Annotated in this window: 25 protein-coding genes; 18 read left to right on the plus strand and 7 right to left on the minus strand. The window is 35.4% G+C overall.

Annotation, left to right across the window (positions count from 1 at the left end; translation table 11 throughout):
- The first annotated feature begins 7 nt into the window (after positions 1 to 7).
- From AC3HD6_RS01630 to AC3HD6_RS01655, 6 genes are all read left to right on the plus strand, one after another.
- Positions 8 to 286 (plus strand): DUF2752 domain-containing protein, encoded by a 279-nt coding sequence (locus AC3HD6_RS01630; protein WP_488894772.1) that lies wholly within the window; start codon positions 8 to 10, stop codon positions 284 to 286.
- A 193-nt stretch (positions 287 to 479) separates the two neighbouring features.
- A complete protein-coding gene (gene tssD / locus AC3HD6_RS01635; protein WP_488894773.1) occupies positions 480 to 884 on the plus strand; it encodes a type VI secretion system tube protein TssD in 405 nt (134 codons plus the stop codon).
- 126 nt (positions 885 to 1,010) lie between these two features.
- The gene (locus AC3HD6_RS01640) at positions 1,011 to 1,664 is read left to right on the plus strand and encodes a hypothetical protein (protein ID WP_488894774.1); all 654 of its coding nucleotides are present in this window, start codon (positions 1,011 to 1,013) and stop codon (positions 1,662 to 1,664) included.
- 91 nt (positions 1,665 to 1,755) lie between these two features.
- On the plus strand, positions 1,756 to 2,538 hold the full coding sequence (locus AC3HD6_RS01645) for a hypothetical protein (protein WP_488894775.1): 783 nt from the start codon (positions 1,756 to 1,758) through the stop codon (positions 2,536 to 2,538).
- Positions 2,538 to 3,098 (plus strand): LemA family protein, encoded by a 561-nt coding sequence (locus tag AC3HD6_RS01650; RefSeq protein ID WP_488894776.1) that lies wholly within the window; start codon positions 2,538 to 2,540, stop codon positions 3,096 to 3,098. Before AC3HD6_RS01645 ends, AC3HD6_RS01650 begins: the two co-directional genes overlap by 1 nt.
- A complete protein-coding gene (locus tag AC3HD6_RS01655; protein ID WP_488894777.1) occupies positions 3,082 to 3,465 on the plus strand; it encodes a hypothetical protein in 384 nt (127 codons plus the stop codon). The genes AC3HD6_RS01650 and AC3HD6_RS01655 overlap by 17 nt, the downstream gene beginning before the upstream one ends.
- A gap of 199 nt (positions 3,466 to 3,664) precedes the next feature.
- On the opposite strand, the gene AC3HD6_RS01660 is transcribed toward AC3HD6_RS01655, so the two are convergent.
- The 3 genes from AC3HD6_RS01660 to AC3HD6_RS01670 all read right to left on the minus strand — a co-directional run bounded on the left by AC3HD6_RS01660 (position 3,665) and on the right by AC3HD6_RS01670 (position 6,465).
- Positions 3,665 to 5,452 carry an endonuclease gene (locus tag AC3HD6_RS01660; RefSeq protein ID WP_488894778.1) on the minus strand — a complete coding sequence of 596 codons (1,788 nt, stop codon included), beginning with the start codon at positions 5,450 to 5,452 and terminating at the stop codon, positions 3,665 to 3,667.
- Between the two features lie 300 nt (positions 5,453 to 5,752).
- Positions 5,753 to 6,280 carry a DUF4136 domain-containing protein gene (locus AC3HD6_RS01665; RefSeq protein ID WP_488894779.1) on the minus strand — a complete coding sequence of 176 codons (528 nt, stop codon included), beginning with the start codon at positions 6,278 to 6,280 and terminating at the stop codon, positions 5,753 to 5,755.
- A gap of 5 nt (positions 6,281 to 6,285) precedes the next feature.
- Positions 6,286 to 6,465 carry a C1orf53 family protein gene (locus AC3HD6_RS01670; protein WP_047387294.1) on the minus strand — a complete coding sequence of 60 codons (180 nt, stop codon included), beginning with the start codon at positions 6,463 to 6,465 and terminating at the stop codon, positions 6,286 to 6,288.
- A gap of 40 nt (positions 6,466 to 6,505) precedes the next feature.
- Here AC3HD6_RS01670 and AC3HD6_RS01675 point away from each other — a divergent pair, with 40 nt between their 5' ends.
- From AC3HD6_RS01675 to hemL, 4 genes are all read left to right on the plus strand, one after another.
- A complete protein-coding gene (locus AC3HD6_RS01675) occupies positions 6,506 to 6,832 on the plus strand; it encodes a hypothetical protein (protein ID WP_068944261.1) in 327 nt (108 codons plus the stop codon).
- 286 nt (positions 6,833 to 7,118) lie between these two features.
- Positions 7,119 to 8,027: a 1-aminocyclopropane-1-carboxylate deaminase/D-cysteine desulfhydrase gene (locus AC3HD6_RS01680; protein ID WP_488894780.1), complete on the plus strand. Its 909-nt coding sequence runs from the start codon at positions 7,119 to 7,121 to the stop codon at positions 8,025 to 8,027.
- 15 nt (positions 8,028 to 8,042) lie between these two features.
- Positions 8,043 to 9,101 (plus strand): glucosaminidase domain-containing protein, encoded by a 1,059-nt coding sequence (locus tag AC3HD6_RS01685; RefSeq protein ID WP_488894781.1) that lies wholly within the window; start codon positions 8,043 to 8,045, stop codon positions 9,099 to 9,101.
- Positions 9,102 to 9,176: 75 nt separating this feature from the next.
- Positions 9,177 to 10,466, plus strand: coding sequence for a glutamate-1-semialdehyde 2,1-aminomutase (gene hemL, locus AC3HD6_RS01690; RefSeq protein WP_488894782.1), 1,290 nt, complete (start codon positions 9,177 to 9,179; stop codon positions 10,464 to 10,466).
- A 52-nt stretch (positions 10,467 to 10,518) separates the two neighbouring features.
- On the opposite strand, the gene AC3HD6_RS01695 is transcribed toward hemL, so the two are convergent.
- Both AC3HD6_RS01695 and AC3HD6_RS01700 read right to left on the minus strand, forming a co-directional pair.
- Positions 10,519 to 10,872 (minus strand): hypothetical protein, encoded by a 354-nt coding sequence (locus AC3HD6_RS01695; protein WP_488894783.1) that lies wholly within the window; start codon positions 10,870 to 10,872, stop codon positions 10,519 to 10,521.
- A gap of 53 nt (positions 10,873 to 10,925) precedes the next feature.
- Positions 10,926 to 11,279: a hypothetical protein gene (locus tag AC3HD6_RS01700; RefSeq protein ID WP_488894784.1), complete on the minus strand. Its 354-nt coding sequence runs from the start codon at positions 11,277 to 11,279 to the stop codon at positions 10,926 to 10,928.
- A 257-nt stretch (positions 11,280 to 11,536) separates the two neighbouring features.
- On the opposite strand from AC3HD6_RS01700, the gene AC3HD6_RS01705 reads away from it, so the two are divergent.
- The 4 genes from AC3HD6_RS01705 (at position 11,537) to AC3HD6_RS01720 (ending at position 15,986) form a co-directional block, all read left to right on the plus strand.
- The gene (locus AC3HD6_RS01705) at positions 11,537 to 12,871 is read left to right on the plus strand and encodes an amidohydrolase (RefSeq protein WP_488894785.1); all 1,335 of its coding nucleotides are present in this window, start codon (positions 11,537 to 11,539) and stop codon (positions 12,869 to 12,871) included.
- Positions 12,872 to 12,888: 17 nt separating this feature from the next.
- Complete coding sequence (locus tag AC3HD6_RS01710; RefSeq protein WP_488894786.1) at positions 12,889 to 13,560, plus strand: ankyrin repeat domain-containing protein; 672 nt, start codon at positions 12,889 to 12,891, stop codon at positions 13,558 to 13,560.
- Between the two features lie 261 nt (positions 13,561 to 13,821).
- Complete coding sequence (locus AC3HD6_RS01715; RefSeq protein ID WP_068945172.1) at positions 13,822 to 14,667, plus strand: helix-turn-helix domain-containing protein; 846 nt, start codon at positions 13,822 to 13,824, stop codon at positions 14,665 to 14,667.
- Positions 14,668 to 14,747: 80 nt separating this feature from the next.
- Positions 14,748 to 15,986, plus strand: coding sequence for an amidohydrolase (locus AC3HD6_RS01720; protein WP_488894787.1), 1,239 nt, complete (start codon positions 14,748 to 14,750; stop codon positions 15,984 to 15,986).
- 140 nt (positions 15,987 to 16,126) lie between these two features.
- Here the strand turns inward: AC3HD6_RS01720 and AC3HD6_RS01725 are convergent, their stop codons facing one another.
- Positions 16,127 to 17,347, minus strand: coding sequence for a hypothetical protein (locus AC3HD6_RS01725; protein ID WP_068944251.1), 1,221 nt, complete (start codon positions 17,345 to 17,347; stop codon positions 16,127 to 16,129).
- Between the two features lie 45 nt (positions 17,348 to 17,392).
- Positions 17,393 to 20,035: a TonB-dependent receptor plug domain-containing protein gene (locus AC3HD6_RS01730; protein WP_488894788.1), complete on the minus strand. Its 2,643-nt coding sequence runs from the start codon at positions 20,033 to 20,035 to the stop codon at positions 17,393 to 17,395.
- A gap of 199 nt (positions 20,036 to 20,234) precedes the next feature.
- On the opposite strand from AC3HD6_RS01730, the gene AC3HD6_RS01735 reads away from it, so the two are divergent.
- The 4 genes from AC3HD6_RS01735 (at position 20,235) to AC3HD6_RS01750 (ending at position 24,592) form a co-directional block, all read left to right on the plus strand.
- Entirely contained in the window at positions 20,235 to 20,912 is a 678-nt protein-coding gene (locus AC3HD6_RS01735) for a response regulator transcription factor (RefSeq protein ID WP_068944249.1), read from the plus strand.
- A 48-nt stretch (positions 20,913 to 20,960) separates the two neighbouring features.
- A complete protein-coding gene (locus AC3HD6_RS01740) occupies positions 20,961 to 21,992 on the plus strand; it encodes a sensor histidine kinase (protein WP_488894789.1) in 1,032 nt (343 codons plus the stop codon).
- Between the two features lie 134 nt (positions 21,993 to 22,126).
- Positions 22,127 to 22,723 (plus strand): IS1096 element passenger TnpR family protein, encoded by a 597-nt coding sequence (locus AC3HD6_RS01745; RefSeq protein WP_068944247.1) that lies wholly within the window; start codon positions 22,127 to 22,129, stop codon positions 22,721 to 22,723.
- Between the two features lie 519 nt (positions 22,724 to 23,242).
- Positions 23,243 to 24,592: an alpha-amylase family glycosyl hydrolase gene (locus AC3HD6_RS01750; protein WP_488894790.1), complete on the plus strand. Its 1,350-nt coding sequence runs from the start codon at positions 23,243 to 23,245 to the stop codon at positions 24,590 to 24,592.
- Positions 24,593 to 24,611: the final 19 nt, after the last annotated feature.

Below are 24,611 nucleotides of genomic sequence, written 5' to 3' on the forward strand. Positions count from 1 at the left end.
TCCATCAATGAATATAGAAGACTTTATGCTGACCTGTCCCAGTAAGAAATTTTTGGGAATAGAATGTCTGGGATGTGGTGCTCAGCGGGCCATTGTTATGGTTTTTGAAGGAAAGTTTTCAGAAGCGTTTAAAATGTATCCTGCTGTATATACTGTATTGCTGTTTTTTGTTATTCTGGGGATAAGTTTTATAGATCGGAAAAGAAAATATTCTTCAGTTCTTATGACGCTGGTGGGGATCAATCTTGTCATCATGGTTGTTTCTTATGTTTACAAACATTTCTGATTATACTGTAGAGAAGAATAAAAACCAGAGTCCTTTCTTGAAAATTTTATAATTCTTGAAATTGTAAAGTCGTAGAATTACTACAATTTTTCAAACTCTTGTTCTAAAACTTTTGAGATTAGAACATGAAGTCTATCTTTGTTATGAGAAATCCTTTAAACAGGGCTATCATTAATGATTTAAATTTAAGAATATGGCAGGAAATTCAAGAGGAATCTTAAAATTCAATGGAGGTGAAGGTCAGAAGTTATTAAAACTTAATTACAGCGTTTCGAGAGCTACCGATGTTTCAGGACGTGTAGCATCAGACCCGTCTAATGCACTGATTAAAGTAACGATCGAAGCAACAGAAAAGTCTGATGTTCTGGAAAGTTTACTAAACAGCAAATACAAGCCTACAACTGGGGAAATCAATTTCAATAAATCTCACGAAGAAGGAACATTAATTACTCTGAAATGGGAGAACGGATATGTGATCCAGCACGAGGTAGACTTTGATGCAATAGACAGCAATAATATGCTGATTAGCTTTGTGGTAAGTGCTGAAACTATTACTTATGGTAATTCTGAATATGCAGGACTTTGGCCAAGCAGCTAAGTCTTCATTCCTTAAAAATAAAAGACTGTCCTTTATAAGACGGTCTTTTTTATTTTAAACGACATGTATTTCCCCTATTACAAGAGAACGAATTAAATTCTTGCCATCATCAAATCAAAATAAAATATGACCTTTTTAGGATACCTCCTTTTAGCTGTATGTTTATTTTCACTTTACATTGCTTACAGGATTTTTGATAAAATTCTGAAAAAAAGAAGTGCCATAAAAGGAAATGTTGGATGGCTTGAAAAAGGATTTATGCTGTTTTTTATAAGTATATTGATGGTTTCTCTCAATTCGATAACGATGGTTTTATCTTATAGTTTCTTTTGGGAAAAGGCATACAGAACCTTTTCAGAACAGCGATATGAAGCTGTTGTTATTGGTTATAAAAAAGAGAATATTTCTACCAAAAACTTTCGCAGTTCCGGATACTATGACAAGCCAGTATACTTTCCACGAGTAAAATACACCAATTTCAATGGAAAAGAAGTCATAAAAACATTGGATATTACTGATAACCAACCACCTGCAATAGGACAAATCCTGAAAATTACGGATAATGAAGCGAGAGAAAGAGCCAATAGAATTGAACTCAACTGGATTATGCTTGCTTTTGGTTGTGTTTTTATTGGAGTGGCAACCTTTTTCGCATGTTTACTCATAACTTATATTATAAATAAACCTCTTAAAAAGCGAATTACCATCTCCTTATACGGATCTTTTGCTATCATTGTCCTTAATGCAGGATGTATATTGCTAATAGTGCTTAAACACTGATGTAAGGCCATAAAAAAACGAATGATTCTGAAATAAAATGTATTTTTGAAATACAGCTAACATGAAAATAGATTTCAAACCCCCAATATATATGGAGAATAAGAAAAAAATATCCCCTGCAGGCTATACCGTTTTAGGTGTGGTGCTGTTCTGTTTTCTCTATTATATAGTATGGCTGATCTTTAAGGAAAAAATGCCTTTTCACGATTACCTTTCAGATATTAATAGCCATTATGATGAGTATGCAGGCCGTGTTTTATATTGTATCCCTTTAGTCATTTTTATACTGATTTTTTTTAATATTCTGAAACCATCCGGAACCAAACGTTTTTTAAGATTGCAGGCTTCACTTCCTACATCCAAAATATCCTCATTGGCTAAAGGAATTGTTGAGATAGAAGGTACATTGGTGATGGAAACGCCTTTACGTTCACCGGTAAATAATGAAGAATGTATCGGATATTATTATACCATTGAAGACGTAGATAAAGATTCTGATGGAAAGAATACTTATACAACTGTTCATAGAGAAACCCAATGTAACATTTTCAGGATGAAAGATCATACAGGACTCATTGAAATCCAGCCGGACGGAATTGAACTGATTTTATTGGGAGAGACCAATATAAGCAGTACTTACAATAAAAGATATAAAGAAACTCTTTTAAAACATGGTCAGCAGATGCTGTTGGTAGGCTATGCTGATTCCAAAAATGGAGTTCCTTTCATTAGAAAAGATGAACAGCGTAAAGTTCTTGGGATTACTTCATCATCAGGAATCACTGTATGGAACAAATACCAGCCTTTGCTGAGGTCATTTCTTTTCACCTGCTCTATTATTTTATTAATCATCATTTATATACTCATACAATAATGAATCAAACTGTAGCCATTATATTACTTGTACTGCTGATTGTAGCAGTAGTAAGCTTTCTGATTAATTTATATAACAAATTGGTGTTACTCAAATTCAATGTTGATAAAGCGTACAGCAATATTGATGTTATCCTGAAACAGAGAGCTGATGAAATTCCCAATCTGGTAAGCGTAGCCAAACATTTCATGAACTACGAAAAAGACATTCTTACTAAGTTGACGGAGCTGAGAACTGTTTATAATAGTACCACCGATTCAGACAAGAAAACAGAATTGGCCAATGAAACTTCAAAAGCCTTATCATCATTCTTTGCTGTATCTGAAAACTATCCGGAACTGAGATCCAATACTAATTTTCTGGAGCTTCAGAAGAGAATTTCTGAACTGGAAAACAAAATTGCCGACAGAAGAGAGTTTTTCAATGACAGTGTCAATCTTTATAACATCGGAATTCATGAATTTCCGAATGTGATATTGGCAAAAATGCTTGGATATAATGATAAAACCCTGCTAGAAGTAACAGAACAGGAAAAACAATATCATGGAGTTCAGTTTTAATACCTTCTTTGGTTTTGAGAAAGATCTGATAGCTCATCCGGAAATGCTGATTTTTGCAGCACTTCTTATTCCGATATTGTTGATGCTGCCAATTGCTTTGATAGGTTGGATTTTTAGAAAACTTAAGATCAATATGTATATCATCAATGTACTGTTGTATACAATGATGTTTACTTTTTTATTGGGAGTACTTACCATTTTTGTGCTCTATTTTATTACAGATAAAAATGGTATTAAATTGATGTATTGCTGGTTAACTGTTCTTGCAGGAATGTTCTTTTTCTGTCTGATGAATGAGAAAACCATTACCAAAATGTTTACAGATTGGTCTAAGTTGATTGAAGAAAAAGACAAGGGGAGGAGGTAAGCTAGTAAGGGAGGTGGGTGCTGGAATTTTTGAATTGCAAATCTTTTATTCTCTTTTAAAAAATCCCTGAACTATTGTACTTTGCAATAATATCCATGCAATCATTAAATGAGTTTACTGATTAAAATCTTAGCTGAAAAATAAAAAATGGCTGGTTCCAAAAGAAGACCAGCCATTTTTTATTATCAATATACCTGAATTATTTTACTATAAACTGCATTGAGGTTCCATCCAGTTTCAAAATATAAACTCCCTGGTTAAGAGCTCCAGTTCTGATTACATTTCCGTTTCTGAAAGGTCTGTCGATCGTCTGCAGAACTTTTCCTTGAAGAGTATAAACTTCAGCTCTTTTAATGTTCTGAACATCACCTTTTACAGTAATTTCCTGATTGGTTACCGGATTAGGGGTGATTTTAAAGCTTTGCGCGGTCTCTGTGGCAATGCTCTGAGCCTGCCTGGCAGAAGAACCAGAATAGCAAGTCCATTTCAGATCATCAATAGCGACTCTGTTGCTGGCCGAATTATTCACAAGGCTTACAGTAACATTTCCGGAAACATTAATATTATTGATCGTTGTTGTCGTTGCAGAAGTACTGTAGGGTACCGTTCCTACTGTTGTTCCATTTACTTTTACATCAAGAACACCATTGTTTCCTGAGAATTTCAGCTGGGTAGTAACAGTTAAAGACCCAATACCATTAGCAGAACTTCCGGATGTTAATGATCCGCTTCTTACCGTAATGGCTTTATTGTTGATTGTTTGGTCTGTTCGTGAATCCGTAGCAGTCCATGAAATACCGCCATTGCTCCACGTTTTAGTAGAGTAGGTAGAACTTGCAGCAGGAATAGATTCGAAATTTTCATTGGCGCAATCCGTAGATGGATTAGAAGTTCCGGCATTTGTGGTTCCTGAAACGGTAGCACTGTTAGATGATGAATTTCCGGCAGCATCCTGAGCTACCACATAGAAACCGTAAGTCGTTGATGGATTTAATCCTGAAATAGTTGCAGAAGTTGAATTTACTGTTGTTTTCAGACTTCCGTTCATATAGACATTGTAGGCAGAAACTCCCACGTTATCGGTAGCAGCATTCCATGTAAGGGAAATACTGTTGGAAGTTTTTGCAGAAACTGCTAAACTTGTAGCAGCTGTAGGAGCTTGAGTATCACCTGTCGGCTGCTGAGAACCCCAGATCAAGTTTACATAGCTTGGGTTATCAATAAAAGGATTTCTGTTACCCTGATACGTGTAGGATGCATTATTTCTTTTGATTTCAGCCTGGGAAACAGGGTCCTGATTATGCCATGCTAAAAGAACATTCAGCTCCCAGGTCTGAAGCCCAGGGAATGTAGAGCTTCCCAGCATATTTCCTGAAGAAAAAGAAGAAAGCTTACTTTGATAACGGGTTACAAAATAAAAGATCATACGGGCAACATCGCCTTTGAACTCATCAATCGGCTCGAAAACCGTCCCAGAATATCCTGAAGATACGGAATTACCAAGTTTTGATCCATTCTGAGAAGTAAAAGTAGCACTACCCACCTTTCCAAACGGATAATTGCTTCTCATTCCGTTTACTTTACCATCAGTAGCTCTGATGAAATGAATGTCTGCCACCATGGGCGAGGCTTGATTAAATAAACTTTGAGGAACAATATGTTCTCTGTTGTAACAGTTTCCCTCTGTAGAGTATGTTCCGCACTGATTAGATCCTGGTGTGTATTTATATGGATCAGTTCCTACAGGTTTTTCTGAATAAATATCTAGGATAGACCCGTCATTTTCGTAGTCTTTGTCAATATCAGTTGTTTTATAGGCAGTCCATAGTCCGTTGTAGCCTTTATCCTGATGTCCACTAGAGATAATACTGCTTAAAGCTGTTTTTAGTGCAGCACCACTCAGTCCGTTGGCTGAATTATAGTATCCGGAAGGTGCCTGGGCATAGGCAAGTCCCGAGAATACAGAGAATAAGATGATTTTTTTCATATTAATATAATTTCACACAAGATTACTACATTTTTGTGAATAAAAAATTACATTATCATTAATTTTAGATGTGCTGCATTTAGTTTTCACCATAAGATGATAAACGATATTCAATTATTAAGTTAATTGATGAAAACCGTTAAAAAAATAAACCTCAACTCGAAATGGGGCCTTTAAAATAGTTGTTTAACTATATCTCTTCGTCAAAATTTATTTCTGCTTTACTCCCTGAAAATCTATACCTATAAAAACAAAAAACCGGTACAAAAGTACCGGTATATATAATAATAGCTATCAATCTTATTTTCTTTGTGGCGGATAATTTTTCATAATCTCAGCCATGATTTCAGGAATCTGTCTCTGTTTAGATCTTGGAGAATCTACAGAAATTCCGCTTCCGATACCCTGCCAAACCAGCTTATTTGATTTTGCATCAATAAGGTCAACAATTAGAGCGCCTTCATTATAGTTGCTTGTCCAGGTTCTGTTCATTCCAACACCCCATCCAAATGGGCCGCCCCATCCCCACATTCCGTAAGGAGAAGAACTTTGTACATCCGTAATTTTTTTATGATTTGCTTTTACGTTGATAATAAGATCAGGATTCTCTCCGGATTGAAGTCCTTTGCTTTGAAGTTGTCTTGAAAGCTCATTCAGAACTCTGTCTTTATCAATATCATTCAATTTTAGATCATCAATTCTTATTTTGTAGGTTTTGTAAGAATTGAAATTGGCGGTTTCAGCATAATCTGAACGTACCTGAAACGGGCTACAAGAAGTTAAACCTAATGTAGCAGATGCCAACAAAATAAAAATATATTTTTTCATTTTAGTTATTTTTTTTTGTCATTTTTAATGAATGTATCAGTCTTTTTATCGTACCCGTAAGGACAGTGTCTGCAGCCGCTTTTACAGCAATATCCTCTTTTCAGATGGAACTTTTCTGTAAAAACTTTATATCCCTGTTCATTATAATAAAAGTCTTCACCTTCTTTGATGTCATAATGGGCCATAAGTTAAATGCAAGTCAAAAAACTTTATATATTTGTTAGTATGATAATTGTATGCCAAAAGCCATTAAAAAAATTAAAAATTAACGGCATTGCTCTCTTTCCCTTTATCTTCATTAGGAAACCCGAAGATAAGGAAAATAATACACTTATCAATCACGAAAAAATCCATTTGCGGCAACAGTTGGAGATGCTTGTTATCTTTTTCTACATTTTCTATGTGATTGAATATTATTACTGGTTTTTCAAACTGAAAGATGACTACCTGGCCTACAGAAGAATCTCATTTGAAAGAGAAGCCTATGCCAATGAAAGCAATCTGGATTATTTGAGTAAAAGGAAATTCTGGAATTTTAGAAAATATTTTTAAGATAAAATATTTTGTCTTTAAATAACTATTATATGTATTTCTATTTACGATCTAAGCGACTATCAAGATCAATAGGGGTGGGCTTTAGCCCAGCCAAATAATAATCAAATTCCATTGGCTTTAGCCAAAACCTAAGATTTAAATAAAAATATCACAAATCACATATCTTGCACCGCATTACGAAATTATCATCTTTGAAAATCTGTGCTACCTGTGGAAAAATTTAATAATTAATCTTTTATTATTTTTGTACTCTATAAACCCATGAGCAGTCCAAAAAACTAAAATGCTATTACAACTCCCTACAGAACCTATTCCCATTCAGGAAATCCTAATCCATAAAAGCGTGAGTCTCTTCATCAAGAGAGAAGATCTTATTCACCCTCAGATTTCAGGTAATAAATACTGGAAGCTGTTTTATAATGTTAACCGTTATCTGGAAAGTAACCCTGAAAAGCCTTATATCATTACATTTGGAGGTGCTTTTTCCAATCATATTGCTGCTGTTTCTGCAGTAGGAAATAAAGCGGGTATTCCAACATTGGGAATCATTAGAGGAGAAGAGCTGCAACACAAATGGCGAGATAATCCTACTTTACTTTTCGCCAAAAGAAACGGAATGAACCTGAAATTTGTTACTCGTGAAGAATACCGTCATAAAGAAAAACTGACAGAATTCCTGCAGCAGGAGTTTCCCGAGGCTTTAGTTGTACCGGAAGGAGGAACCAATGAAGAAGCTGTAGAAGGAGTGAAAATGATGCTCAATGAGCAAACAAAAGATTTTGATTATCTTTGCACCGCAGTTGGAACAGGAGGAACCATTGCCGGAATTTCAAAATTTTGTGAAGATAATCAGAAAGTTATAGGATGCAAGGTCGTAGACGATGCTTCCCTTGAAAATAAAATTTTTGAATTAACTTTGAAGCATAATTTTGATCTAATAGATTCATGTTTTGGAGGTTATGGTAAAATAAGTGATGAAAATATCCGTTTTATCAATGATTTCAAAGAGAAATACAACATTCCTCTGGAACCGATTTATACAGGAAAGATGATGCAGAAGGTTTTTGAATTGATTGAAGAAGGCTATTTTCCTGAGAACAGCAGAGTTTTGTGCTTTCATACTGGTGGATTACAGGGAATTGAAGGAGCTAATTTGCTTTTAGAAAAACAGAATAGAAATTTAATTATATAAGTAAAATTGAAAAACATGAAAAGACTTTTTCTATCCATAAGCCTTTTAGTTTTATCAAAATTTTCTGCCCAGAGCTGGGCAACCGAAGATCAGTATATTCAGAAATTTGCTAAATATGCGGTAGAGGAAATGGAAAAATATAAAATTCCGGCTTCTATTACTCTTGCCCAGGGACTTCTTGAAACAGGAGGCGGGCAAAGCAGATTGGCACAGGAAGGTAAAAATCACTTCGGAATCAAATGTAAAGAAGATTGGACCGGTAAAACAATGAAACATACGGACGATGCTCCTAATGAATGTTTCCGAGTATATGACGATCCAAGACAATCTTACGAAGATCATTCTATTTTTTTATCCACTAGAAAATATTACCAGAACCTTTTCAATCTGGATATGAAGGATTACAGAGCGTGGGCGTATGGCTTGAAAAAAGCAGGGTATGCTACCAATCCGCGTTATGCTTCCATCTTAATCACTAAAATTGAAAAGTATAAACTATACGAATACGACAATACAAATTCTAATGAAGTGTTGTATGCTGTCCTTAAAATGTATCCGGATCTGAAAGACGACAGAACTTTCATGGCACAATTGGAGCCTGGTAAGGCAACAAAAAAAGCGAAAGAGCCGGTGACAGTAGAAGTTCCTTATAAGCAAACCTCTTATGCACAACAGCAGAAAAGAGTAGAAAGAATCAAAACAAAAGCTGAGATTCTGAACTCTATCCTCATCAAAAGCCATCCCAATGATGGGTTGAAATATATTGTGATTCCTGAAGATACCGATGTCAGATTTATTGCTAATAAATTCAAGGTTAGCGAAAGCCGTCTGATGAAGTGGAATGAACTGGAAAACGAAACATTGAAGAAAAATGATATCGTGTTCCTTGAATCTAAAAATTCCTCAGGAAATACGGCTACTTATAAAGCGATGTCTGGAGAAGATATGCATGCTATTGCTCAGAAATTCGGAATCAAATTACATAAATTATATGCTAAAAACAGGATGGATGAAGGACAGCAGCCATCTGCAGGACAGCTGATTTATCTGATTGATAAAAAACCAAGAAACTAATTTAAATTTTTTGTTGAGAGTTTATCGTTGACACTTAACTGCCAACCAGCAACTGTCAACCAACGACAAATATATATGAAGTATCAAAGAAGTTCGGCTTTGTTTGATGAAGCCTACAAATACATTCCGGGAGGAGTAAACTCTCCGGTGAGAGCATTCAAATCAGTGGGAGGCGTTCCTGTTTTCATGAAATCTGCAAAAGGTGCTTACCTTACTGATGCCGATGATAATACGTATATCGATTACATCAATTCATGGGGACCTGCTATTTTAGGACACACGCATCCTGAAGTATTGGAGGAACTAAAAATCCAGGCAGAAAAGGGATTCTCTTTTGGTGCTCCTACAGAACTGGAAACTGAAATTGCTAAATTCATTATCGAAAATGTTCCGAATATCGATCAGATCAGAATGGTTTCTTCAGGAACAGAAGCATGTATGAGCGCTGTAAGACTGGCAAGAGGATATACCAAAAGAGATAAGATTGTAAAATTTGAAGGCTGTTATCATGGTCATTCAGATTCATTCCTTATTAAAGCGGGAAGTGGTGCTGCTACTTTTGGTAACCCAAATTCTCCAGGAGTAACTGAAGGTACAGCAAAAGATACTTTGTTGGCTCGTTACAATGATATTGAGCAGGTAAAAGATCTTTTCCGTCACAATCCGGGAGAAATTGCAGCGGTTATTATTGAGCCGGTTGCCGGAAATATGGGCTGTGTACTGCCTGAGAATGACTTCTTACAAAACTTAAGAAAGATCTGTGATGAAAACGGAGCTTTATTGATTTTTGATGAGGTAATGACAGGGTTCAGATTGGCATTCGGAGGAGCACAGGAGCTATTTAATGTAAAAGCTGACTTAGTTACTTACGGAAAAGTAATTGGAGGTGGACTTCCAGTGGGCGCTTTTGCCGGAAGAAACGAAATCATGGATCACCTGGCTCCAAAAGGAGGAGTATATCAGGCTGGAACTTTAAGTGGAAATCCATTAGCCATGAGAGCAGGATTAAAAACACTTCAGCTGATTAAAAACGATCCTGAATTCTTTAACAGGTTAAGTAAAACAACCCAAACGCTGGATCTTGAAATCGGAAAGATTTTAAATGAAAAAGGAATTGCTCATAAAATCAACAGAAAAGGTTCTATGATGTCTGTATTCTTCCATACCAACAGAGTTTCAAACTTTGATGAAGCACAGGAAGCGAATCATTCATTGTTCAACAATTTCTTCCATCAGATGCTTCAGAATGGAGTGTATCTGCCGCCAAGCGGTTATGAAACCTACTTCATCAGTGATGCCATCAAGGAAAAAGAGATTGATATGACACTGGAAGCTGTTAGAAAATTTGAATATTCCAACTTATAAATAACAAGAGACTGTCTCAAAAGGCAGTCTCTTTTTTTGTATCTATAATCTGTTAAGCAAAGCCATAACAGAATAAGCACATCCATCGCCCTTCCTTATTGGCCGCCTCGGCATCAAAGATATAGAGACCTTTACTTTCTATATACTCTCTTTGACTTTGTCTGTCTCCTCCGGAAATATCATTAATATAGATGATGGTACCATCCTGTTCCATTCCATAAAGAGTGTTTCCTTTTTCTGTAAGTTCTGCACGGGTTAATCTGGGAGGCAATAATCCATCAATGGTCAAAACTTCCTTTTTTGCAGTAATGTCAAGGGTTGCTTTAGGAGTTGCTGTGTTGATCCCTGTTTGGGCAAATACAATAGAAGTTGCACACACTGAAATAATGCTGATAATTTTTTTCATATTTTTTTCAAAGGTAAATTTATAAGGTAGTCTCTTTTTTATTTATTAGTTGATTAAAGAACAGCATAACAATATAAGCACATCCATCTTCCTTCTTTGTTGGAAGCTTCCGCATCAAAGATATAAAGTCCTTTACCTTCAATATATTCTCTTTGGCTTTGTTGGTCACCTCCCGAAGCATCATTAATGTATATGATGGTACCATCCTGTTCAGTTCCATATAAAGTATTGCCTTTTTCTGTAAGTTCTGCTCGGGTCAATCTTGGAGGTAATAAGCCCTCAATGGCTAAAGCATTTTTTTTAGCGGTAACATCCAGGGTGGCCTTAGGATTTTCAGTATTAATACCTACTTGCGCAAATGCAATAGATGCCGCACCGATTAAAATCAAGCTAATCAATTTTTTCATGTATTTTTCTTACAAATATAAATTATACGAAAAAAAATAAAGCTCGTGTTTTATTGCTTGAAATGTATTAAAAGCTATGTTTTTTAGTTCAATAATGCCTATATGAGTAGTTATTTTAATGAGAAAATAATTAATAATGTATTATTGTAAGGATTTTTATTACAATGATAAAAAAATATAAATGATACAGATTTAGTAATAAACCATACACTTTGTTCAGAACACTTCTTTTTAATTTTGTCATAAATAGATTGGAAATGAAGACTTCAGACAATAATATGTCCCGCAAGGATTTTATCAGAAATTCAGCATTGGCAATGGCAGGACTAACTTTAATACCGAATATCATGACAGCATCTCCGTTTTTGGATGAGAAAAATAATTTAGCAAAAGGAAAATTGAGCCTTAAAAATGTTCGTCTGGAAATTGGTTTTGAATATGATGAAGGTGAAGTCTCTGCCACTAAGACAGATTTATTTTATGTAGAGGTTGAAAACGGAAAAATTACGAAGATTGCTCCCAATCAACCCAATGTAAAAGCTATAGATGCCAAAGGGTTATTGATGCTCCCTGCATTTAAAGATATGCATATTCATTTGGATAAAACTTTCTATGGCGACAAATGGCAGGCTGTAAGAAAAAGAACAGGTGGCGTAAAGGGAATGATAGAGCTGGAGCAGAAAATGCTTCCTGAAATGCTGAAAAATTCAACGTTCAAGGCTGAAAAGTTAATTGAGTTGCTGCAATCAAAAGGGACATCCTTTGCAAGAAGCCACGTCAATATTGAACCTACTTCCAAACTTCAGTCCTTAAAAAATCTGCAGAAAGCTTTAGACCATAAAAAGAATAGTTTCGGAGCAGAGCTGGTGGCTTTTCCTCAGCATGGAGTGTTCTATACAGACTCAGCACCTTATCTGAAGGAGGCCGCAAAAATGGATATTGATTTTATTGGTGGAGTAGACCCTTTCAACGTAGATGGAAATATCGAAAAAGTAATGGACTTTACAGTTCAGTTAGCTTTAGACAATAAAAAAGGGATTGACATCCATTTGCATGAAACTGGAGACTCCGGGTTGAAAACGGTAGAATACCTTATTAAAAAAGTGAATGAAAACCCATCTTTGAAAGGGAAAACTTATCTCAGCCACTGTTTTATACTGGCAAAACTGAATGAAGCAAAACAGGAAGATATTGCTGCAAAACTAGCAGAAGCACAGATTGGAATCGTTTCTACCATCCCTTTCGGAAGAATGATTATGCCGATTCCTACTTTATATAAACATAACGTGGAAGTACTCACAGGAAATGACAGCATTGTAGACCATTGGAATACTTTCGGAACCGGAAGTGTCCTTCAGAAAGCCAATTTGATGGCACAGTTGTACGGATATTCAACAGAATTTTTATTATCAAGAAGTTTAAAACTTGCAACAGGAAATATTCTTCCATTGGATGATAAAGGAGCTCAGCAATGGCCTAAAACGGGTGATAAAGCAGATTTTGTCCTGTTGAATGCAAGCTGTTCTGCTGAGGCGGTATCCAGAATCTCAAAGGTAGAATCATTGGTACATCAGGGAAATGTTGTTTTTTAAATAAACCTTACTATAACATGAGAAAAATATTGGTATTTCTTTTAGCATTCGGAAGTCTGAGTGCGTGTCAGGAGAAATCCGGTGATTTTCCAAACGAAAAGATCATGCAGGAAAAAGACATCATCACTCAGGTAAAGAAAAATAATATTCCAGCTGTAAAATCTGCTCTGGAAAATGGAACAGATGTAAATACACGAGACCGAAAAGGACGTTCTTTATTGCTAATAGCAACCATTGAGAAACAAACCGAAATGGCTAAGCTATTGGTTTCCTATAAAGCAGATGTTAATCTTCAGGATGATCAGCTGGACAGTGCATTTTTATATGCCGGAGCAAGCGGACAAACAGAATTGGTGAAATTATACCTGGAAAACGGGGCCCGCTTCGATGTGTTCAACCGGTATAATGGAACAGCTTTGATTCCTGCCTGCGAACGCGGACATGTAGAAATCGTGAAAGTATTGGTTAAAATAAAAGATTTCCCAATTAATCATGTGAACAAATTAGGATGGACAGCCTTAATGGAAGCTGTAATTTTAGGAAACGGAACTCAAAAATACCAGGAAATTGTACAAATATTGAAGGATAACGGTGCAGACCTTACGATTCCTGATCATGCAGGCAAAACGCCTTTACAGCATGCAGAATCATTAGGGTTTAAAGAAATAGCCCTGATTTTAAAATCATAAAAAATTGTAAAGGTTAGGATGATTGTCAATGTAAAATCAGCAGTATTTAATTTTATCGAAGATAAAATCTTTGCGCCTTAAAAACAGTATCATAGATAAAATCTTTGCGCCATTGCGATTTTCCAACATTTCAAGGACATAAAAATTTAGATATATAATTTAGTTGGTGTTTTAGCCACAAAGGATTCATTTGTTTCTTTTGTGGCTATTTTACTATTTTCTCCCGTAAATTTTATTAATTTTAGAAGAAATTCAGGTAGCGTGAGTTATCATACAGATCATTTTCCCATTTTAGGAATTCAGGAGTTTAGTGAGAATCAGCTTAGCGGCTGCCATTTGTTATTTAATGAACTCTACGGAGCACGTTCTATCGATGATCCTCATAAACACGATTTTTTTATCATCAATCTTTTTGAACATGGAGTGGGATCACATACCATAGATTTTACAGAACATCAGGTAAAGGATTATCAGATTCATCTTGTTTTTCCGGATCAGGTACATCAATGGGTGATCGAAAAAGAGACTGTAGGGTATCAATTAATGATCAGCAGGGATTGGTTTGAAAGCTTTTTACCTTCATTGAGGTTTTCGGCTTCTTATTATCAAAACCACCCTGTAATTAATCTTTCTAAGGATGTTTTTAAAACATTTTTGTACGAGTTTCAAGCGATTCAAAAAGAATTGAATGGTGAAAAGGTATTTTGGGAACTGATTCAAAAGAGAAGTGAACTGATCGGTTTGTTGGTGAGTCAAACAGTGGAAGGTGCTTTTAAGGATTTTGAAGTATACAATTCAAATCCGATTATTTCCAAATTTTTGCATCTGATTGATGAACATTTCAAAACCGAAAGATCAGTTTCCTTTTATGCAGATAAACTGAATATTTCTGCCAACTATCTGAATATTGTCTGCAAAAAGAATCTCAACGCTTCAGCATCATCACTTATTCAGGACCGTATTTTATTGGAGGCGAAGCGTCTTTTGAAAGTTTCTGAGATGTCTGTAAAGGATATTGTGTATGATCTTGGATTTTATGACCATGCCAGTTTTTCGAAATTCTTTAAAATGCAGACTGGGATGACACCTTCTCAATTCAAAGAATAATTTATACAAAACAAGACATAATTGATACACCGGTTTTCAAAGGAAGCTGGTGTAATTTTGTATTGTTAAAATATTAGAACATGAAATTTCCCTATCAATTAACTGCAAAAGGAAACTATTCTCTTAAAAATGTCCGCCTGGAAACAGGTTTTGAATACGAAAATGAAGAGGTTATCGGAACAAAGACAGACCTTTTCAGTATAGAAATTGAAGACGGAAAAATTAAATCGGTAAAAGCCAACGATCCTGCGTCCAAAGCGATTGATGCCAAAGGGTATCTGATGCTTCCTGCTTTCAGAGATATGCATATTCACCTGGATAAAACATGGTATGGCCTTCCCTGGCAGGCACTTTCTGCTAAAAGAAAAACGGTAAAGGATATGATTGCCTATGAGCAGGAAATCATCCCTGAGCTATTAAAAACTTCAGTAGAAAGAGCTGAACAGCTTATCAGCCTCCAACAGCATTATGGGACTCATTTTGCACGAACCCATTTCAATATTGATCCTACATCCGGATTAAAATCATTGGAGAATTTGGAACAGGCTCTTCAAAATAAAAAAGATTCCTTTAAAGCAGAATTGGTAGCGTTCCCGCAGCATGGAGTGTACTATACAGAAACAGCTCCTTTAATGAAAGAAGCTGCGAAACTAAAAAGTGTAGCTTTTATTGGTGGAGTAGATCCATTAAGTATTGATGGAAGTATCGAAAAAGTAATGGATTTTACAGTGCAGTTAGCATTGGATCATCATAAAGGAATTGATATTCACCTGCATGAAGTAGGAGAGTCCGGAATGAAGACGATCAACTATCTGATTGATAAAGCGATTGAAAATCCTGCCCTTCAAGGTAAAACGTTTGTAAGCCATGCCTTTGCCCTGGCTCATCTTTCTCCAAAAGAAGCTGAGGAAATCTCAGAAAGGCTGGCTGCCGGAAAAGTAGGAATTGCTTCTTCAGTACCATTTAAAAAGACCATTATGCCAATCCCGACGATGAAAAAACATGGAGTAAATGTTTTGATTGGAAATGATAACGTTCAGGATTTCTGGAGTACTTTCGGATCGGGAAGTATGTTACAGAAAGCTAACCTGATCGCAGAATTATATGGCTATGCCACTGAATTTGCCCTGTCAAGAGCATTACAATTTGCTACTCAAAGTATTCTTCCTTTGGATGACAAAGGAAAACAACAATGGCCTAAAGCGGGTGATGAAGCTGCTGTAGTTTTAGCAGATGCTTCATGCTCAGCAGAAGCTGTTTCCAGAATGTCTGATATAAAAGCCCTGATGCACGAAGGGACCCTTTTCTGGAGAAATTAAATCTTACGTAGTATATATTTTTTATACACTTGTTTTTTGTGAATCAGCCATCGGAAGTTTTTTCGGTGGCTGTTTTTATATAACGAAAAAGCCATCAGAAATTTTCTGATGGCTTTTTTTATTTGAAATGAAGAAACTAGTTATTGTAAAGCTGCTAAAAGGTTTACTCCATCTACCGTAGCCCAAGCTCCCGGTACTAGAGAAACTTTTGTAACAGTACCATTAGTGAATGTTTTAGCTCCATTTGGACTGAAGGCATACCCCCAAACTCCAAGGTTATCAGAATTTAAATAGGCAAGAGGTTCTACTTTTATTTTACCTGTATTTACCTGGCTTGTTTCTGTTGCAGCATCTTGAATCAATACGCTATAAGCTTTTTGTGTTCCGATATTTTTATAACCACTTGCATAAACATTAGAGAAGATTCCTGTTCCTTGCTTTTTAAACTGGATTGCAGTAATTTCTGGGGAATTTGCTGTTTCTGGAAGTGTGTTGGCATCTCTGATTAATGTAATATTTGAAATTTTTGGGGCTACATTATCAGCATTACCAGAAGCTTCAATCTCCATTCCGAAGTTTCCTGTACCTGTTTGGAATGCATACCAATTAGTGTTGTTTTGACCACTCCAAGCATCTTGCCAGTCAAAAGAGTCATCAAAGTTCCCATAAGAAACAAGGTTTTTAGCACTCACTGTCCCACCGAAGAATTCATAACCATCATCTGTTCCTTTGTAAGTAACAAGGTTTTCTAATATAGTTCCTGCTCCAACTGCATAAAAAGTCATAGAATTGGTTTCTGAAGTACCATCACCGATTTTCTTTCCGGCATATTCTACTCTTACAAATTTCATTGTACCTGAGTTTGAATTTGGATCTGTTCCACCATAGTATACATTGTTTCCATCCTCAGAAAGCGCTTGCGCATTTCCATTAATTGCTTTGATTGGAGCGTTTCCGTAAAGTGTAATACCTCCCCAATCTCCTGGAGTTTTAGTAGATGTTGTAAATACAATCGGTTCAGATGCAGTACCTACTGCATTAATCTTTCCGTCTTGAAGAATTACAAGTCCACTTGTTTTAGTTGTAGTAACATTGAAAGTTGCTCCGGCTTCAATAGTGATGGTAGCATCATTGGTTACTTTTACAATTCCATCTAATGTATAGTTGCCTTTTTTAATAAGGATATTTTTTGAAATAGTACCTGATAATGTTCCGCTTCCGCTTAAAACACCTTCAGTTGTTCCTGGAGTAGTAACTGTAGTACCGTCTCCTAGGCCATCATTTACCTCGATAGTACATGAATTTAAGGCTAATGTTAACACGGCTGTTAACGATAATAATGATAAAACTCTTCTTTTCATTTTTATACTTTTTTATACTTTATTTTTATTTTTTTGACTAATTTATTAGAATGTATATCCTACAGTTAGGTTGAATGTAGTACCTCTGTAATAGCTTGTAAATCTGTTGTTTCCTTGCTCAAAATTAGTTGGAAGGTAATTTTTGTCTCCAATTAAGATTTTATACTGGCTGTTTAAAATATTCTGGATTCCGAATTTTACATTCCAATTTTTTGTTAACTGCCCTTGATAAACAAAATCTAACTGATGAAATGGTTTTTCATAATAATTATCAGTACCTGTCCCTCCGGTTGCAAATATTTTACTTCCTGAAACATTATAGACAAGAGAAAATGTATGTGCTAAATTGCTGCGACCTTTTAATTCATATTTTAAATCAGCATTAATGGTATAAGGTGATGCTCCTTGTAATCCTCTTTTATTTAATTTTTCTCCTGTAATAGCAAACCAATCAGGGCGTTCCATGTTAATTTGATCTTGACTTCTTTCTACATTTGAATGCATGATCGTAGCATTTGCTCCTAGTGTAAAGTTTCTAAGAGATTCGGATATTCTGCCTAAACCTAAAATCCCCTCTAACTCTACTCCGAATAATTCTGCTCTTTTAGCATTGAAGAAAGTAATGGTAGAACCAGTAGCATTTCCAGAAGGAACTAATGAACGTTCTATTGCATTGTCGATTCTTTTTGCAAATAAGTTAACAGCAAACATTTCTTTGTTTGTTGGGAAATATTCCCACTTTAAATCGAAGTTGTAGTTTTCACTGTTTTTAATAGCCGGATTACCAACGATATTTACATTGTCAGGGTTAATGTAAGTAATAGGCATAGTCTCAATTAATATAGGACGTGTAACTGTTTTACTAAATGAGAATCTAACATTATTTTTATTGTTAAGTGCTTTTTTTATTGATAATGATGGTAAAAAGAAGTTCTTATTTTTATCCAGATTTATTTTTTTATCAGCACTTTGTTCAGAATAGCGGATTAAAGTCATATCGTTTTCAAATCTCGCCCCTAATAAGATATCCCAAGAATCACTAGGTTTAAAATTAATATTAGCATATCCACCATTAATAATTTGGTAGAAACTTGAATAATATTGTGAAACATCAGACCCTTCCTGATAATATAAATCTCCCTTTCTAATTGATGAATCAAAGATGTCTTGTGGATTGTCGATATTAATAATGAAAGGCGTTAATGCTGAATTAGACGTACGTCCAAAGATAAATCTATAGGAAGTTTTTCTGAAGTCAGAAAAACCGTTATAACCTAAAGCAATCTGGATTGGAAAATCTTTTCTGTCTCCCTTTTCTCCTAAGGATAATTGGTACTCCGCAAATGCAGAACCATAAAATCTAGAATCAACATCTAGGTACTGACGAATAATATTATTTCCACCATAGCGCATAGAAATGTTTCCATCTGTAAGTGTTGCTCCTGTAATCGGATCAATTGTATTTCCCTCTACAATTTTTCTATCAGGTTGCTGATAATTATTAATGACATAACTGGCTCCAGCTTTGACCTGATGTCTTTCGTTTATTTTCTGTGAAGCTGTCAACTGTAAATCTAAAAATCTTGAAATATCTAGCTGGTTAGTTCTGAAGAAAGTTGTTTTATTAAGTACCTGTCCATCTTTATAACCATGGTTGTCTTCTATAATATTGTTAGTATTTTGTAAATAGATAGCATTTAAATTGATATTAGTTCCTTTGTTTTTATAGCCTAAACCTAATAAAATTGAAGATTCTGTTTCGTAATTATATTGTTTACGATTAAGAAAATTCATGTTTTCAATGAATGAATGCTGGCCCAACCCTTTAAATTGGTTATTGTCCCCTTCTTTATATTCAAATTTACTTCCCTGATTTAAAGAAAATAGAATTCCTAAGTTACCAGATTCTCCCATTTTTACCTTCTGTGCAGTAGTAAATCCAATGCTTGTATTAGGCATTGCTTTTACATTATCTACATTCCATGAGTCTTTAAAAGAGCTTAATGATTCATTGGCTGTAAACCTATAGTTATTAGGTCTTGCATTTCTAATCTCAGCAGGAAGTCTTCTGTCTCTGGAATTCAATCCAAGATATCCATTCATTCCATCTGCTCCTTCAGCTACTTTAAAGTTATCTCTGAAAGTACTTAATGTGTTCACTCCTACACTAAATTCTACCTTCGTAAAAGGTTTGTCAATGGTAAGGGTTTCAATGTCAAAAGTAGCTCCTGCAAAATCTCCGTAAAGATTGGAGTTGAAAGTCTTATAGATGTTCAGTTTACCTACAACATCCGTTGGGAATTGCTTTAATGCAATAATCTTCTGGAAAGGGTTGTTAGATGGTGAACCAAGACCGTTAATTAATAAATAGTTGTATCGCTCTTCAAGACCTCTTACGAAAAGACCTCTTCCTTCTACCGTAGTGATCCCTGTTACTTTCGTAAGTCCTTGCTCTACATTGGAGATCCCTTTTCTGGAAATCTCCTCAGCACTTACAGCTTGTTTCTGAATAATCGCTTTCTTCTGTTCTCCTAATACCGCAGTTTCAGTTTTCTTATTGCTGCTTCCTTGGATTACTACGCCTTCAATTTTTTTCTCCTTAGCGATCGTATCCTGCTTCGTTTCCTGTGCGTAGAATACAGATCCAGATAAAAATAAGACTGCAATGCTAAGTTTATTAATTTTCATTCTCTTTACTTGCTTTATTACTAGATTTCTTTCGGTGCAAAGGAATAAAAGATTGATGGGGTAAATGGTTTAGTAAAATTTAATTTTTTCTTAACTAAACATTAAGAAAAAGATATTATTGTTAACTTTATATGAACGATAACTAATTTATTAATCTATCATTCAAAAATGATTAACTTTGAAACAGTAAAAATTTGAAATGAGTCAAAAGAAAATACTCTTAATAGACGACGAACTGGACATTTTAGAGATTCTGTCTTACAATTTAGAAAAAGAAGGATATGATATCTATACCGCTACCAACGGTAATGAAGGAATAGAAAAAGCAAAGGAAATCGTTCCGGATCTTATTCTGCTGGATGTAATGATGCCTGAAAAAGATGGTATCGAAACGTGTCAGGAACTTCGTAAAATAAAAGAACTTCAAAAGACACTTATTGTTTTTCTTTCCGCAAGAAGCGAAGAATTTTCTCAATTGGCAGGCTTCCAGGCAGGAGCTAATGATTATGTTGTAAAGCTGATTAAACCGAAAATTCTGATCTCTAAAGTAAATGCATTATTACAATTAACTTCTCAGGTTTCTGATAATGCCAAGCTGATCGAAATTGGTGACCTTGTCATTGATAAAGATAACTTCAGAGTTTCTAAAAGCGGACAGCAGTTTCTCCTCCCTAAAAAAGAATTTGACTTGCTATATCTGCTGGCTTCCAACACTGAAAAAGTTTTTAAAAGAGAAGAAATTCTTGAGAAAGTTTGGGGGAATGATGTCATCGTAGGAGAAAGAACCATTGATGTTCACATCAGAAGACTAAGAGAAAAGTTAGGAATCAATACGATTCAGACTTTAAAAGGAATAGGATATAAACTTATCGTTTAATTATCTGAGAAAAATACCTTTACGTTCAATTTTTAAAACGTTGTAAAATTGAAATTTTACAGACTTACACTCGTCGCCTCCTGTCTGCTGACCTTGGTGATGCTATTTTTAGTGGTCGTTTTCGATTCATTAAAAGATATCTATTATGAGACCCCTTTATTTAAGACGGGTCTTTTAATCTGTATTGTTCTTATCTTTATTATCAACTGTATAGTATTGGAGCTTCTTTTCAATTATTACGGAAGAAAGCAGGTGAAAGGACTTTCCGGAATTCTTCCCCAGGAAATGGTGAATGATAATGACGAGAATATTACCATCAAAGAATTAGGGGAAAGATTTTCAGACCTGAATCAGCAAAGAGCCACAGAAATCGATATGATGAAGGAAATGGAAAGTTACCGTAAAGAATATATCGGAAACGTTTCCCATGAGCTTAAAACACCATTGTTTTCTATCCAGGGATATGTGGAAACCTTAAGAGACGGCGGGGTAGATAACCTGACAATCCGCGATAAATACCTGGAAAGGATTGATAAATCCGTAGAAAGGCTTATTGCTATTGTTACAGATCTTGATATGATTAACAGGCTTGAAGCAGGAGAAATCAACCTTACTGTTTCAAGGTTTGATGTTAACCTTCTCATCAAAGAAATTTTCGACCTGCTTGAATTTGAAGCTGAAAAACATAATACCACATTACAGATCCAGACTTTACATCCACAAATTTTTGTAGAAGCTGATAAACAAAAGATTTCCCAGGTTTTTATTAACCTCATCTCCAATGCTATCCATTATGCTAACAGGCAAGAAGCAAAAGTGATTGTTAAAACCAGTGTTTTAAAAAATAAAGTACTGATTGAAGTCATTGATAACGGAATGGGAATCAAATCTGAAATTCTTCCAAGAATCTTCGAACGTTTCTATCGCGTAGAAACCAGCAGAAGCAGAAGAGAAGGCGGCTCAGGATTAGGATTAGCCATCGTAAAGCATATCCTGGAAGCTCACAATGAAAACATTACCGTAGAAAGTGTTTATCTCGAAGGAACCAAGTTCAGTTTTATGCTGGAAAAAAGTAAATAATTCCGGCAAAATGTAAGAAAAAAAAATATTTTAAAAAATCCTGAAATATTTTTTTGTCACATGTCATTTATTATATATTTGCACCAGAGATTTATCATAATTATAAAGGCAAAAAAGTAATTTAAGAAACTGATATGGTTTACAAAATCCGCGTAATATTAGATGCGAAAGAGGATATTTTCCGTGATATTGAAGTTAGGGGAAAACAAACATTATGGAATTTACATTTAGGAATTAAGAGTGCGTTCAATCTGCAAGGTGAAGAACTTTCTGCTTTTAATCTGTTAGAGAGTGATGGAACAATCGTAAAAAGTGTTCCGCTCGAAGATATGAGTGATGATGGTGATGGAGAGATTATGTCAGATGTTTATATTGATGAAGCTTTTGAAAATACTGGAGACAAAGCACAGTTTCAATATGGGCTTCTTGATCTTTGGGAGTTTTATTGCGAACTTGTAGAAATCATTGACGAGAAAAAAGGAGTTTCCTATCCTATTACCGTTTTCAGATTTGGAAATGTTCCTTTGAAAGCACCTAGCAAAAACGGAAGTGCTGGAGGTTCTAAAAAGAAATCCGCTACACCTCTTATGGATGATGATTTTAGCTTTGATGATGATTTTGGAGCAGGAGGAAACTTCTCAGATGAAGATGACAGCTTCGATGATGAGGAAGAAGAAGACTACAACGATGACGTCTTTGATGATGAAGATGATAACGATGATGAAAGATAAGACGTAGATATAAAAAATAGAGCTCTGGATTTTAATCCGGGGCTTTTTTATTGAAAGCTAAAGCAGCCTGAATGAAACTATCTCCATCAAGATATACAGTTACACATCTGCTTAGAAAGAATCAATGAAGTTGATTCCACCCTTTGCTCCCTCAAAATATAACATTAGCTTACTAAAAACTTTGTGTTAGAAAAAAACATGATAAGCGTAAACCATTAAGAAAAATGAAGATTATAAGGTAATTTAAGATTTATCAAAGATGAATTTAACATAGAGCTTTATCAATAGCTTTAGCTGTCTCCTTAATTTTTCTTATCTCCTTAAAAATCTTAATGGTTCATTTATTTTGTGATTGTATTACAAGCTTACTCCAATCTACTTGTTAATTTCAGATAACGTAAAATACACTCTAGGCCAATTGTTCTTATAACCTGTATTATTTCAAAAATAGCATCCGTAATTTTCCATTTTAGCCTCTTTCCCTGAAAAACAATCCTTATTTTTGTTAAAAATAGATTAATGAAAAAATTAATTTTATTATCCATAATTGGTCTGGGAATTGTTTCCTGTACCACTCAAAAAAATACAAAAAGGATGACAGAACTGCCAAAAGAATGGAAACATACTACAAATATCTACGAAGTAAACATCAGACAATATACTCAGGAAGGGACCTTTAAAGCATTTGCAAAAGAAATGCCCCGCCTGAAAGCTATGGGAGTAAGAACACTTTGGTTCATGCCGATTACGCCGATTGCTCAGCAAAATAAAAAAGGCAGCCTTGGGAGTCCTTATGCGGCAGCGGACTATACCTCCATTAATCCGGAATTTGGAACAATGGATGATTTTAAGGACATGGTGAATGAAGCGCACAGATTGGGCTTTAAGGTGATTATCGATTGGGTAGCCAATCATACAGGCTGGGACCATGTCTGGACCAAAACACATCCTGAATTTTATTTGAAAGATCCGGATGGGAAATTCCATATTGCTTCCGGAATGGATGATATCATTGAGCTGGATTACAAAAATCAGGAAATGCGTCATGCCATGATTGATGCCATGAAGTTCTGGGTAACAGAAACGGATATTGACGGTTTCAGATGTGACTTAGCCTCTTGGGTAGAAGTAGATTTTTGGGAACAAGCCCGTCCGGAAGTAGAGAGAGTAAAACCACTTTTCTGGCTGGGAGAATTTGATGAATTAGAAAGTCCTGAATATGGGAAAGTTTTTGATGCGAGCTATTCATGGAAATGGATGCATAAATCTGCTGATTATTACAAAAAAAATGAGCCGCTTCAGGAGCTAAAGGATCTATTGGTGCAATATTCCAATATCGGGGATCAGTCAATGAGAGCCTGGTTCACTGCTAATCATGATGAAAACTCGTGGAACGGAACGGAATATGAAAAATATGCAGTCATTGCAAAACCTATGGCGGTATTTTCAGCTACGTGGAACGGGGTTCCGTTGTTATATTCAGGTCAGGAACTTCCCAACATGAAGAGATTAGAGTTTTTCGAGAAAGACCCAATTAAATGGACGAAAACCTATCAGGTTGCTGACTTCTATAAAACATTATTGGATGTAAAGGCTTTTAATCCTGCATTGAGAGGCGGCGACCCGAATGTGGTTACCTACTTGCTGAATACCACCGCTAATGACAAGATCTTGGCCTACGTAAGAAAAAATGGTAAAGATGAAGTGTTGGTTGTTTTAAATATGTCAAAAGAACCTGTGAATTTTACAATTGAAGATGGAAATCTATCAGGGACCTTCAGAAATGTATTTGAAAAGACAAAAAGGAATTTTGATGAAGGCAAAGACTTCAATTTTAAAGTTTCAGATTACGCCGTATTTGAAAAATAAAACCTAAAGTCACAAGTTT

The sequence above is a fragment of the Chryseobacterium sp. II3a genome, assembly GCF_057815135.1.